At 59.0% G+C, this 13181-nt stretch carries 12 protein-coding genes and 1 tRNA gene; 8 read left to right on the top strand and 5 right to left on the bottom strand.

Going from position 1 to position 13181, the window contains the following annotated elements; genetic code table 11:
* Positions 1-629: 629 nt before the first annotated feature.
* Together B5527_RS44350 and B5527_RS22855 are read left to right on the top strand one after the other, a co-directional pair.
* Positions 630-860: a hypothetical protein gene (locus B5527_RS44350; RefSeq protein WP_154072452.1), complete on the top strand. Its 231-nt coding sequence runs from the start codon at positions 630-632 to the stop codon at positions 858-860.
* A 551-nt stretch (positions 861-1411) separates the two neighbouring features.
* On the top strand, positions 1412-1678 hold the full coding sequence (locus B5527_RS22855) for a hypothetical protein (protein WP_079603557.1): 267 nt from the start codon (positions 1412-1414) through the stop codon (positions 1676-1678).
* A gap of 266 nt (positions 1679-1944) precedes the next feature.
* On the opposite strand, the gene B5527_RS22850 is transcribed toward B5527_RS22855, so the two are convergent.
* The 3 genes from B5527_RS22850 to rfbA form a co-directional block, all read right to left on the bottom strand.
* The gene (locus tag B5527_RS22850) at positions 1945-2394 is read right to left on the bottom strand and encodes a transglutaminase-like cysteine peptidase (protein ID WP_079603556.1); all 450 of its coding nucleotides are present in this window, start codon (positions 2392-2394) and stop codon (positions 1945-1947) included.
* Between the two features lie 80 nt (positions 2395-2474).
* Complete coding sequence (rfbB, locus tag B5527_RS22845) at positions 2475-3542, bottom strand: dTDP-glucose 4,6-dehydratase (RefSeq protein ID WP_079603555.1); 1068 nt, start codon at positions 3540-3542, stop codon at positions 2475-2477.
* Between the two features lie 2 nt (positions 3543-3544).
* Positions 3545-4438, bottom strand: coding sequence for a glucose-1-phosphate thymidylyltransferase RfbA (gene rfbA / locus B5527_RS22840; RefSeq protein WP_079603554.1), 894 nt, complete (start codon positions 4436-4438; stop codon positions 3545-3547).
* Between the two features lie 109 nt (positions 4439-4547).
* Here rfbA and rfbC point away from each other — a divergent pair, with 109 nt between their 5' ends.
* Positions 4548-5102: a dTDP-4-dehydrorhamnose 3,5-epimerase gene (gene rfbC, locus B5527_RS22835; protein WP_079603553.1), complete on the top strand. Its 555-nt coding sequence runs from the start codon at positions 4548-4550 to the stop codon at positions 5100-5102.
* Complete coding sequence (rfbD, locus tag B5527_RS22830; RefSeq protein WP_079603552.1) at positions 5102-6001, top strand: dTDP-4-dehydrorhamnose reductase; 900 nt, start codon at positions 5102-5104, stop codon at positions 5999-6001. Before rfbC ends, rfbD begins: the two co-directional genes overlap by 1 nt.
* Positions 6002-6192: 191 nt before the next feature.
* Here rfbD and B5527_RS22825 read toward each other — a convergent pair whose 3' ends face one another.
* Complete coding sequence (locus B5527_RS22825; RefSeq protein WP_079603551.1) at positions 6193-7770, bottom strand: porin; 1578 nt, start codon at positions 7768-7770, stop codon at positions 6193-6195.
* 206 nt (positions 7771-7976) lie between these two features.
* Between B5527_RS22825 and B5527_RS22820 the strand changes: the two genes are divergently transcribed.
* Positions 7977-9581, top strand: a complete 1605-nt coding sequence (locus tag B5527_RS22820) for a site-specific integrase (RefSeq protein WP_079603550.1) — start codon at positions 7977-7979, stop codon at positions 9579-9581.
* Between the two features lie 131 nt (positions 9582-9712).
* A complete protein-coding gene (locus B5527_RS22815) occupies positions 9713-10318 on the top strand; it encodes a hypothetical protein (RefSeq protein WP_079603549.1) in 606 nt (201 codons plus the stop codon).
* A 119-nt stretch (positions 10319-10437) separates the two neighbouring features.
* Here B5527_RS22815 and B5527_RS22810 read toward each other — a convergent pair.
* Positions 10438-10531: transfer RNA gene (locus tag B5527_RS22810), tRNA-Ser, on the bottom strand.
* Positions 10532-10790: 259 nt separating this feature from the next.
* Between B5527_RS22810 and B5527_RS22805 the strand changes: the two genes are divergently transcribed.
* Together B5527_RS22805 and B5527_RS22800 are read left to right on the top strand one after the other, a co-directional pair.
* The gene (locus B5527_RS22805) at positions 10791-10967 is read left to right on the top strand and encodes a hypothetical protein (RefSeq protein WP_154072451.1); all 177 of its coding nucleotides are present in this window, start codon (positions 10791-10793) and stop codon (positions 10965-10967) included.
* A gap of 516 nt (positions 10968-11483) precedes the next feature.
* Positions 11484-13097 carry a porin gene (locus tag B5527_RS22800; protein WP_079603547.1) on the top strand — a complete coding sequence of 538 codons (1614 nt, stop codon included), beginning with the start codon at positions 11484-11486 and terminating at the stop codon, positions 13095-13097.
* The last annotated feature ends 84 nt before the right edge of the window (positions 13098-13181 follow it).

The following is a 13181-nucleotide window of genomic DNA, read 5'->3' as shown; positions in this document are numbered from 1 at the left end:
GTGCATCGATCGTTGATCAGGACGGGCGGTGCATCGTGCGGAGCAAAAACCGCGTTGCGAATCAGCGCCGCCGATTCGTCCAAAAAACCGGTTTTGGCGAGCGCCGATGAGACGCGAAGCCGGCGAGGACGAAAATTTTTTTATTGCCAAATACCGCGACTCAGAGTCCGCGCAAAGCGTTTTTAGCTGGCATTGATGAGCGGCACAGACATCTATTGCACGTCGATTGCGCAATGCGTCGATGAAAGAAACACCTGCGGCACAGGCATTTCGTGCGATATTGACAATCGCCGATGTCGGCGTTTCAAGCGCTTTTCGCGTCGTTGCGCGAATGCATCGAGGTGTTGCCGATCAACGCGTTGCGCGCGCTCTCGCGTCGGCGCGTCAACACTTCCTTAAGCGGGACGCTGTTTTTTTAGATGTGTTGGTGTATTCGGGATGCAGTGCATATCGATTCCCGAGTGCACGCAGCGATTAAGCCATCTCACTACATCAGGAGGGCAACATGGCCAAGAAAGCTAAGAAGGCAAAGAAGGCGAAGAGCGCAGTGAAGAAGACTGCGAAGAAGACCCGCAAGGTCGCCAAGAAGAAGAAGTAAATTTCGCTTCTCAAGAATTGCCGGCGGCTTGATGCCGGCACGTCACAAGAGCCTTCAGGACGATCTGCTTCTCGAAGCAGATCTTAAACCGGATGGCTCTGGTCGACGACAGAGGGTGTCGGCGAGACATCAGGTCAAACGGCTGGATCGTGGTTTCGAAGGGTTCGCCCTGTCGAAAAACGCTCCAGCAGAAGAAACAAGTTTTCTTCGTTCGGTGCGGATCTTGGTCCGCAATTTCACCGGCGATCTTCGCCTCAGGTGAAATCTGGTCCTGACGTGTTCGCCGACGCCCTCGTTCTCTGAGCCGGCGCGGCTGGTGCCCCCGGCATACTGATTTCCCAATCCTTTAGAATCATAATTGCCCTGATCGCCTGCGACGGCCGTTCAGGCCTGCGCTGCGACCGCCGTAGTCCACGGTCCTATTCCGCGAACGCGGAGGATCCGGTACGCCGCGGCCTTTCGATCAATCCCTAAGGACTGAAAGACCGATCGCCCGCTTTCGCGGGTGCCGGACGGCTGAATGGGCGCGCCATTGCGCCAATGGTTATCGTTTTGCGAAATGGCAGGGTAAACCGAATTCCGCGCTTCCTTGAAAAACCCTGCAAAACAAGGGTTTTTGCGATTTCGGGGCTGGTGGTGCCGACCGCGCGTTTACATCCGATTCATCGCGATACTTAAACCGCTCTTCAAATTTTATCGGTCATGATCATCCCAACAAGCCGGCAAACGGCGTGGGGGATGACGGGTCGTTAGACAAGCGGACAGGGGCCGCGCTCGGAGCAGGGCGGCCAAAAATCAAAAAGGAGATGACAGGTGTTTCAGGGGCATATCGATCTGGATACGGCAACGCCGGTGGAAGCAAGCGCCATCCCGGATGCGTTGTTCGAGCGCGGGCTGTACTGGGCGAGCGGACGATCCGGTGTGGTCAACCTCATCGCCGCGCATAAGTGGTTCAACCTCGCCGCCGTCAAGGGCTGCGCAGAGGCCGCCCGGCTGCGCCGCGAGGTCGCCGAGATGATGTCCGAAGTCGAGATCGCCATGGCCCAGCGCGAAGCCCGCGTCTGGATGACCGCGCACTAGTCTGGCGTACCGGATACAGACTTCGCTCTGCTTTGACCGCCCCGCATTTTGCGGAGCGGCAAATATATCCCGCGCGCAGCTTGAAACGGCAACTATTGCGGTTCTGGGGAACACGGCTGGCGCAAATCAGAAGCGGCCGACTTCGTTGGCGGCATCAGCCGTTCGCGGTCGATGTTCAGCCCAGGCGTCGGAGCATTTGGATCGCGTCGCTCAGCGAACTCGATCATTCGCTGCGTCACCGCGCGCGATCAAATCGTGACGCCTGGTCACGGCGTAATCATTGCAATCTCCGAAGGAGGGGCCACAAGCCACCTTTCGCCCGCGATGCCCGCATCATTTCGCTCGGGCTCGATCGACGAATTGACGGGGGTGTTGACCGCCATCAGGTCCTGGACACGCTGCGGAGTGAGCCTAACCCGACCGCTCCGGAAAACGATTTTGCGGGCCTTGCAGTCATCCGGATATTCCATGGAAGAGCGCGTATGCGCCATCGGGGCCAGAGTCGGCGTTTCGAACCGGACACGCTCGAGTTGGACGCCGAGATTCATCGGCATGCCGATGAAGGCGGCTTCTGCGGTCCCGAAAAATGCCGTTCCCAGCACCGACACGGCCGCGGCGATTTTGACGAGACGACGCATCTGAATTACTCCCCCAATATTCGCTTGCCGCAACGAATACAGGAAAGAATCTTCGATCGCGTTCGAGCACGCGATCAAATTAGCCTAAAATCGCGGGCTTCAAGGCAGCGAATCGTTAACCGTCAGCTTGCCGTTCCGGGCTTTGTGGATCGGTCAGCTTATTGACGCAGCCCCAGGCGACCCGTGGAGTATCCGCGATCGAGAATGGCCCGCCACCACGGTTGCTGGTCGACATACCAGCGCACCGTCTTCTCGATGCCGCTTTCGAAATGTTCCTCGGCTCGCCAGCCCAGCTCCCGCTCCAGCTTCGAGGCGTCGATCGCGTAGCGCCGGTCGTGGCCAGGCCGGTCCGTGACAAAGGAGATCAGGTTTCGCCGTGGTCCGGCCGCGCCCGGCAGGATTTCGTCCAAGAGGTCGCAGATGCTTTCCACCACATGCAAATTGGTGCGCTCGTTGCGGCCGCCGACATTGTAGGTCTCGCCGACCACGCCGCGTTCGAGCACCAGCGTCAGTGCCCTGGCGTGGTCCTCGACATAGAGCCAGTCCCGGATGTTCCGGCCGTCGCCATAGACGGGCAGGGGCTCGCCGGCCAGCCCCTTGATGATGATGTGCGGGATCAGCTTTTCCGGGAAATGGTACGGCCCGTAATTGTTCGAGCAGTTCGTCACCAGCGCCGGCAGATCGTAGGTCTCGCGCCAGGCGCGGACCAGATGATCGGAGGCGGCCTTGCTCGCGGAATAGGGCGAGTTGGGCGCGTAAGCGGTGGTCTCGGTGAACAGGCCCTCGTCGCCAAGTGAGCCGAACACCTCATCGGTCGAGATGTGCAGGAAACGGAACTTTGCGCGTTTCTCGGGCGACTGGCTTCGCCAGTGCCGCAGGCTCTCCTGAAGCAGCGTGAAGGTGCCGACGATATTGGTTTGCACGAATTCGCCGGGGCCGTCGATCGAGCGATCGACATGGCTCTCGGCGGCGAGATTCATCACCGCATCGGGCTGGTATTTTTCGAACAGCTTTCGCAAGGAGGCCGCATCGCGGATGCAGACCTGCTCGAAGGCATAATGCGGATTGCCGACCGCGCCGGGCAGCGAATCCAGGTTTGCGGCATAGGTCAGCTTGTCGATGTTGACGACCCGGGCGTGGGTATCGCGCAGCAGATGGCGCACCACCGCCGAGCCGATGAAGCCCGCGCCGCCGGTGACAAAGATGACCTCTTTCTCAAAGCGCATGGTCAGAACTCCGCCCGGCGGGATTGGGCGAAAGAGCGGTGAATGCTGAAAAGATATTCGCCGTAGCTGCTTTTGGCGCAACGCTGCGCGAGGATCTCAAACTTGTCGAGCGTAATATAGCCAAGACGGAGCGCGATTTCCTCCAGACATGCGACTCGCATGCCCTGCCGCTCCTCGAGGATCTGGACAAAATGACTGGCCTCGACGAGGGAAGCATGCGTACCGGTATCGAGCCAAGCGAAACCACGACCGAGGATTTGGACGAACAGGTCACCTCGCTCCATGTAGGCCCGGTTCAAATCGGAAATCTCGATTTCGCCGCGCGCTGACGGCTTCAAGTCCGCAGCCATACGAACAACATCATTGTCGTAGAAATAAAGGCCCGTCACCGCGACGTTCGATTTTGGTTTCGCCGGCTTTTCTTCAATTGAAAGCGCTCGCCCAAAATGGTCGAGCTCAACCACGCCGTAGTGCTCCGGGGTGTTGACGACATATCCGAACACGGTCGCGCCCTTGCCGCGCTCGGTCGCGTGTGCAAGTTGCTCAGGGAAGCCATGTCCGTGGAAAATGTTGTCGCCGAGCACGAGGGCGACGCGATCCGAACCGACGAAGTCGGCGCCGAGAACGAAGGCGTCGGCCAGGCCGCGCGGTTTATCCTGCGACACATAGGTAAAGTGAAGTCCAAGGTCGCTTCCGTCTCCGAGCAAGCGTTCGAAGAGGTGCTGATCCTGGGGCGTCGTAATGATGAGAATATCCCGGATGCCCGCAAACATCAGCGTCGACAGCGGATAATAAATCATCGGCTTGTCGAAAACGGGAAGAAGCTGCTTCGAAACAACCGTCGTCACAGGGTAAAGGCGCGATCCGGTTCCGCCGGCCAAGATGATGCCCTTCATAGCGCCTCGCGATTTGATTGATCGTCAGATTCTTAACAGATGGCGTGCACTGCACAAGTTTGTTATCCAGAGTTAACACCGGCGCATGACATTTTAGAGAGCTCAGGCGATGCAGATCGTTGCGACCAGTCTTCCGGAGGTTTTGATTGTCGAGCCCAAAATGTATGGCGATCCACGGGGCTTTTTCCTGGAGACTTACCAGCTCGATAGATACGCGGAACATGGTATTCGGGGCGCGTTCGTTCAGGATAACCTTTCCCGTTCCGGCTATGGCGTACTTCGCGGCTTGCACCTGCAGAACCCCTCAACCCAGGGCAAGCTCGTATCCGTGATGCGCGGCCGGGTACTGGACGTCTCAGTCGACGTCCGCCTGGGAAGCCCCAACTATGGGCGACATGTTGCCGTTGAACTGAGCGAAGACAACCGCCGCCAGCTCTGGGTGCCCCGCGGCTTTGCGCATGGCTTTCTGGTGCTCTCCGAGAGCGCGGACTTCTTCTACAAATGCGATAATGTTTACAGCCCGAAGGATGAGATCGTGGTCCGCTGGGATGATCCGGCGATCGGCATCAATTGGGGGATCGACCATCCTTCGCTGTCCTCGCGCGATGCCGCAGCACCTGTGCTGGCGGAGGTAAAAAACCTCCCGGTCTATGGACAGGTCTGATGCGGATTTTGCTGACGGGAACCGCGGGGCAGGTGGGCGGCGCGCTGTTTCCGCTGCTTCGAGACCGCGGCGAAATTCTTGCGCCAGCCCTGGAGGAGTTCGATCTATCGAAGCCCGGCGCGCTGGCCGACGGGCTTGATGAACTGAAGCCCGATCTGATCATTAATCCCGCGGCCTATACGGCGGTCGATCATGCCGAGGACGAGGCCGCGCTCGCCTTTAGCATCAATGCCGAGGCGCCGGCCGCGATCGCGCGCTGGGCCGCCCGGCATAACGTTCCCCTGGTTCATTTCTCGACCGACTACGTTTTCAACGGGGAGGGCGACAAGCCATGGCGCGAGGATAGTCCGTCAGGGCCGCTCTCGGTTTACGGTGCCAGCAAACTCGCCGGCGATAGCGCGATCAGAGCGGCCGGTGGCCCGCATCTCATTGTTCGCACTTCCTGGGTTTATGCGTCAAAAGGTGCCAATTTCCTCAGGACCATCGCGCGGCTGGCAAAAGAGCGCAAGGAACTGCGGATTGTCTCGGATCAGATCGGAGCGCCGACATCGGCCAGGGTGATCGCGCAGGCGGTCGCGGACATTCTATCACCGGGCTCACGGGATCTCGTGGGACGCCTTGCCGGGAGCGGAGGTGTCGTCAACGTCGTTTGCGCCGGCGAAACGAACTGGCATGCCTTCGCGACCGCGATAGCGGCCGGATTGAAATCGCGCGGGGTCAAGCTGGAAGTCGAGACCATTGCCCCGATCGGGACGCAGGACTTTCCAACCAAAGCGAAGCGGCCCGGAAACTCTCGCCTCGATCTATCGCGGCTCAAAGACGTCTTCGGAATCGTCACCCCGTCCTGGAGCGACGCTCTCGAAGTCGAACTCGACGAGTTGGCTCGGGAGCTAATCTAACCAGTTCCTGCGGACAAAGACGCGGATGAACTTCCTTGGTCTCGGTCAGCCTGTATATCCGCGTGCGGCCTGCTAGTTCGCAAAACTATCTCGCCGCGTTCAATTCGCGGCGTTGGCTTGGCTGGTGGCAAGAAAAACCCCCGGCAGTTTCCTGCCGGGGGTTCTTTTAGAGCGTTATCAGACGACCGGGATCAGAAGTTGCGCTGAACGCGAACCTCGAGGGACGCGGTGTCTTGCGCCTTGAAGGCCAGGGGGGTTACCGCGAACGGCGCACCCGGACTGAAGGTCGAAGAACCAGTAAACCCGGTGGTGAGATGGGTCCAGATGGCTTCCGCCGAGAACGTCAGGTTGTTGACGGGGGTCCAACGGGTGACCACACCGAGCATCGAGATCGCGTAGTTCGGGTTGCAAGAATAGGTTACGTTCTGACCAGGGATGGTTGCGGAGATGGCCGAGCAGAAATTGGCTCGTTGAGTTGCGTCATACCGCACCCAGCCCATGCCGCCGAACAAGCTCGACGACCAGTAGGGATCCCAGTTGTGGTTGAACGCACCACGAACGCCGTACGCCGAGGTCAGATGCATTGTGCCATCGCCGCCGGCAGCGATCGGAAGATAGGTACCATCCGTGGTCGCGCCGAAAGCAATACTATTAGCGGGTCCAAATTGGCCCGGAACGCCACCCAGCATCAAAAAGTTCGGCGAGGGCGCGCTGGTCGAGATCACGTTCTTGGTGTCACCCTTGGCCCAGGTGGTGTCGAACTTGATGTCATCGCCGGCACCGGTCGGGATGTTCTTGACCTGGAACGCCGCCATCACCGAACCGCCGTACTTGGTGGTAGGATGACCGGAGGTGTCCGACCCGATAAGCGGTATGGCGCCAGGGCCGAGGAGATTGTACGAACCGTCCACTTCATGGACCGCAGCCGATACCTGGAACAGACCCCAGGCCTGATCGATGCGGATGTTGCCGACGACGTCAGGCATGTGCTGGCCGCCGTAGGCGTTACCGGAGGTACCGGCCGCGCCCACAGCACCAACACTCGATATACCACCGGTAACGCCAGCCGACAGGTTGAAAACAGACGTGCGGTTGAACGCGACCGGTTCATCGAGACCGATGGTGCCGGACACGCCGTTGCCGAACTGCGCGGTGTACTGGATGTTGTTCACGCCGGTGACGGAGTCGTTGCCGCCGATCAGGAACGACGTGTTGTTGCCCGGATAGCCGTTCCAGGGTGTCGCATAGGCCGAGGAAGACTTACCGAAGGTGAACCCGGCGAACTGGATGAACACGTATTCAACGGCCGTATAACCTTCGCCGGGGAGATTGAAGACGCCGGTTGCCGTAGGCGTAGTGCCGAGGGTAAGGGGATTGACGTTGTTGTTGTTGAAAGTCGTAAACTGGAAATCAGCCTGGCCGAAAGTGCGGACGACGCCGTATTCAGTCGCGGTGCGCGTATCGACGGTCAACGCCATACGCGAACGGGAAGCGAAGTCGTCGCGGTATCGATTGCCGGTGCCCAGATCGGCGCTCCACGCCGGCTGGCCATAAATGCTGCCGTTGAACGTAGTATCAACGCGCAGATAACCACCCAGCTTGATGCAGGTGTCGGTGCCCGGAATGTAGAAGAAACCGGCACCATACAGGGAGCAGATCTTCACGTACTCGACCGGCTTGGCCTTTATGGGAAGATCAGCCGCCTGTGCCCCACCCACGGCGAGAAGACCCGCCGCTGAGCCGAGAACTAGGCTCTTAACCATCTTCATGTTAACCTCCAAGTTTGAGCTCGTACAAACGGTCGTACAAAGCTGATTTTGCCTACCCGCGAAAAAACGTTGAAGATCAACAGATCCTCGTAGCGTGGGTGGACTTAAGCGAACCACGAAGCGCGGCGCTAAAACCGCCATTGTAACAATAAGTTGTTGATTGCTCAGGCTATTCGGTCGCCCTAAAATACAAAGGGTCGTACAAAATGGCTTCATTGATGGTTGGACTAAATCGCCAAAAGACAGGAGGCTACGCCGCGCGCAAAGTCATCCCTAAGGACGTCCGGGAGGAGTACGCGCGCGTCTATGGTGTCGGCTGGGAAGAGAAGTTGAGCCTGCCCCCGGGCTACTCACCCCATGAGGCGAAGGCCCGCTGCGGGGAGTGGTTGGCCGAAATCGAAACCCGCATTGGCACACTCAGGGCGCGCAAGAACGGCAAAGGTCAACCACTCACACGCCGGAACGCCCATGCGTTGGCCGGCCGCTGGTATAGCTGGTTCATAAGCAAGCACGAGACTGACCTCCGCACTCCGAAGCACTGGAGGTCAATGAGCAACCATCTGGTCTGGGACGTGATCTATCCGCACGCTCCTGACGAATATCATCAAGACACCAAGAGGGACCCCGAATGGGAGTGGAAGGCTCACCCGGAAGTCCGAGCCGCAGTCAGACCTGTGATTGCCGAAGAGGCCAAGACTGCGTCTTTCCTCCTCGAGCAAGGGGTTTTTCTGACCCCTGAAGCCAGCAACTTGTTCCTCGATGCGGTGGAGGACAATCTTCTGGCAGCTTATGTGCGGTTAGAGGGGCTGGCTCGGGGTGACTATGGACCAGACGTCCTGATGGACCAATTCCCCGAGTATGTTTCATCCTCGCTGGAGGCCAACCGGTCCATAGGATGTTGGAAGCTCCTAGAAGCCTGGATTGCGGGGGTTCAACCCTCTCCCAGCACTGTCGCGCGCTGGACAACGGTGTTCAAGACGGCCGACGCGCGCTTCTCGGACGCTTCGACCATAACCGTTGAGGCTGCGAAGGAATGGATGAACAGCCTGATCGACGGGAAGCGCAGCGCGGACACCGTCGCAACCGTATGGAGAACGGCGCTCAAAACCGTGTTTGCGTGGGGTGTGGGCGAGAAATTGATTAAAGCCAATCCTTTTAAGGACGTAAGAATTAGCGTCCCCCGCAAGGTGACTGAACGAGAGACCAAGGCGTTCACAGCTGAGGAAGCTGAGGCGATCCTGCGCGCCGCATTGGCTTACGAGCATCCAAAAACGGTCGACGAGCGTGCTCGGCGATGGGTTCCGTGGCTGTGCGCTTACACCGGTGCCCGTCCAGGCGAAATAACACAGCTCCGGGGATCGGACATTCAGAAACGCGGCGGTGATTACTTCGCGAGACTTTCGCCATCGGCAGGGAAAATCAAAACGCGCACGGCTCGCACCGTCCCACTGCACGAGCACCTCGTGGAGCAGGGTTTCATCCAGTTCGTAGACGACATGGGAAGCGGGCCGCTATTTTACACGCGTCGCCCTGCAAGTGCCGGGCCTGAACCGGTCCAGAGTCCGGCTGAGCGCACGAGGGAGAGGCTGGGGCAATGGGTGCGTTCATTGGGTATCACCGACCCTGAGCTTAGGCCAAACCACGCATGGCGGCACACCTTCAAGGCACGCGCCGAACGTTTTGGAATGTCCGAAAGGTACAGTGACGCAATTACCGGCCATGCGCCGCCTACCGCTGGACGTGCCTACGGGAAACCGATACCTGAGGACTTGGCTGAAGCGATACGCACGTTCCCGCGGTATCGCCTGTAACTCCTGGGGGTATTCCCGCCGACAACAGCGTTCCTGCTGGTGTCCGCGTTCATCACTGCCGCTCACTCAACAACATCCAAAAGAGAGAAAGGCCGACTATCTACCTATGGCTGGGAAAGTACTAACTACCTATGGCTGAGAAAGTTACGATTATCCTTCCTGCGGGAATCGCTGTATGGCCCAAGCTCGATCAGGTCGACGCATATCAGCCGACTGACAAGAAGGGCAGGCCGAGCGGAGCCGCGAAGCGGCGCTTCATCACTCGCGTCAAGTACAACGATGAAGACCGCCGCAAGGTCGACGACTTCCTGAAGCAGTGTCTGAAGAACTTCAATCTGGAAGGCGGCAAGCTGCCGTGGAAGAAGGATAAGAAAACCGGCGAGCTTACCCTGGAAGCAACGTCTGGTGAGAAGTATCCCCCGCCCGTGTTCGACGCCAAGAACCGCAAGGTGCCCGCGAAGGTCATCATTGGCGGTGGCTCGACCATCAAGCTCGACGTCACGGTGAACCCGTACACGGGCTTCGGCGGCGGCATCAACCTCTACATCAACTCCGTGCAGTTGCTGGACCTCAAGCAGCGTGACGGCAATCGGTTCGAAGAGACCGAAGGTTTCACCTGCGGCGACGATGACGAGGAAGAGGCGGATGACAGTTCGACTTCACGCCGCGTCGCCGTACGCTCGGCTTCACCGCCACCGGTGCACTTCGTAGAGCTGAAGTTACCTGAGCCAGATTGAAAAGGGCGCGTTCCACGAAAGCTTGAAGATCGTGCGCAAACTTGCCGCCGTGCTCGAAGGCGGCAGAAAACAGCGCTAACTAAAATTACGTCTATTATCAGATAGTTAGCGTCATGCATTGGCGGAGACGGAGGGATTCGAACCCTCGATAGGGCTTTACAACCCTATAACGGTTTAGCAAACCGCCGCCTTCAGCCACTCGGCCACATCTCCGGTAGGGTCGATATGCCCGACGCCGGGGCAGCCCGCAAGCGGCAGATTTCGGGCTGCCGAATTCCGGACGATTAACGGCCTCTCTGGCCCCACCAAGGCTCTCAAACCAATCCCTACACCTGAAGGTGGCGCGTCGCGGCCACGGATTGTTGCGCGCGCGTCGCAAATGCGGCGCGGATTTGGCAAAGCGGCCTCCGGCATTTTTTCCCATTCGCCGAATCTTTTGCCCGACGGTTGCAAAAACGTCGCCGGACAAGATTTGATCGATGTCAGCGCGACGCATCCGCATCGGGTGTTCCCGATGCAAATCGAAATCGCTTTTTCTGCCCGAAAAATATGGTTAATCGCGTCGCTTGCGGAGCGGATGCCGCTTGCCGAGCTGCGATCCGTCGCAACCTCGGCGCGTCTGTCGATCGTGCTTGCGCAGCGGCAATAAGCGAGCGGCCGATATCGCGGCCGAAGCCGCAGCGCAGTTCGCTGAACGTCCTCAGGGACCATTTGCGGCGGAGGAGTGGCTTTGGCCGCACGATTCGGTGTTGGCCGGAGTGCGAGAAGCGGAAATCCGACCCAATTATTCCCGGCACAGCGATCCGGATGGCAAATGGAACTATTCGGAAATAGCGTTGTGGAACAAAGGTTTGCGGGAAAAGCTCGTTCACGGTCGCGTGTTATTTGTGCAACACCCTTCCAAAAACGGCCCGGGTTGCACCGTTCCGAGTGGTTCCTTTGTTGCGTGTGCAGGGCCCTTCGGTAATTGTGATGTTGCGACGGAGGGGGGCATCCCGAGGTCGTCCCGTTATAGGTGGTTCGCTTAAGTCCCTCGCGTTCATGCGGGAGTGTCCGAAGGCGCGAAGCGGCTAAGCGGGTTTCAAGGGATTAAGGGAACCAACCTAGGGGTGTTTTTCACCCAGCGGATCCGGAACCTTCCCTACAGCGCAACTTGGAGGTTAACATGAAGATGGTTAAGAGCCTTTTCCTCGGCTCAGCGGCGGGTCTTATCGCCATGAGCGGGGCACAGGCAGCTGATCTTCCCGTCAAGGCCAAAGCGGTCGAGTACGTGAGGATCTGCTCCCTGTATGGTGCCGGTTTCTTCTACATTCCGGGCACCGACACCTGCATCAAGCTGGGTGGTTATCTGCGCGTTGATACCACATTCAACGGCGGCATCTACGATGCGCCGGCGTGGTCGGGCGATATCGGCCAGGGGAACCGCTACGCCGATTACTACGCGTCACGTTCGCGTATGGCATTCACGACCGATACGCGTACCGCCACTGAATACGGCGTCGTCCGCACCTTCGCTCAGGCCGACTTCCAGTTCCAGACGCTCGGTAACAACACCTTCAACCCGAACAGCCTGGCTACCAACCTCGGCAACAACCCTCAGCTGCTTGACACCCCCGGCCAAGGCAACGTTGCGGTCGAGTACGTGTTCCTGCAGTTCGCCGGGTTCACCTTCGGTAAGTCTTCCTCGGCCTATGCGTCGCCGTGGAATGGTTATCCGGGCAACAACACCTCGTTCCTGCTCGGCGGCAATGACTCCGTCACCGGCGTGAACAACATCCAGTACACCGCCCAGTTCGGCAACGGCGTGTCGGGCACCATCGGCCTCGATGACCCGACCGTGTTCAACCGTACCGTGATCGGCTACCTGGCCACGTTCAATTCGACTGCATCGACTGCAACCGCACTTGGCACCAACACGTCCAGCTCGGCTGCTATCACTGGAACTTTGCCGAACGCCTATGCCGGCGTGCATATGCCTGATATCGTTGGCAACATCCGGATCGATCAGGCCTGGGGTCTGTTCCAGTTGTCGGGTGCGGTCCATGAAGTGGACGCTTCGTACAACACGTTGACCTCGGCTGCTCTGCCGACCTCGGCGTCGCTGAACAGCGGTCACCCGGATACCAAGTATGGTGGATCGGTGATGGCTGCGTTGCAGATCAAGAACATCCCGACCGGTCCGGGCGACGACATCAAGTTGGACGCAAGCTGGGCAAAGGGTGACACGAAGAACGTGATCTCCACGAGCTCAACCTCGCCGCAATTCCTGATGTTCAGTGGCACCAGCCGCCCTGGCGCTGTTGGCAGCGCGGGTTTTGGCTTCGTCAGTGACGGCGTCTTCGCCCCCGGTGGTCAGATCGACCTCACGACGGCCTTTGGTGTTCGCGGTGCGTTCAACCACAACTGGAACCCCTACTGGTCGTCCAGTCTGTTCGGCAGCTATTCGGCTGTCCGGTATAACGGCGATGCGAAGGCAAATTTCTGCTCTGCCCTTGCAGGAACGTCTCCGAACGGTGCTGCTCTCTTTGGCCGTTCTTTCAGTGGCGACTTCAGCTGCAATCCGGACTTCAATGTCTCGCAGCTCGGCGTCGTCACCCGCTGGACGCCCGTCACCAACCTGACGTTCTCGGTGGAAGCCATGTGGTTCCACCTGGATCAGAAGATGGCGGGTGCAGTCACTGCTTCGCCGGGCGCGACTTCGCCGCTTCCGACCGGTCCCTACGAGTTCAAGGACCAGGACACCGCGTCCCTCAACGTTCGCGTTCAGCGCAACTTCTGATCCCGATCGTCTGACGACTCTCAAGAACCCCCGGCAGGAAACTGCCGGGGGTTTTTCTTTGTGCCGGCGCGGTCCTCCAGGCGC

This window comes from Bradyrhizobium erythrophlei (assembly GCF_900129425.1).
Lineage (GTDB): Bacteria > Pseudomonadota > Alphaproteobacteria > Rhizobiales > Xanthobacteraceae > Bradyrhizobium > Bradyrhizobium erythrophlei_C.
This window is presented reverse-complemented; position numbering and strand designations above follow the sequence as displayed.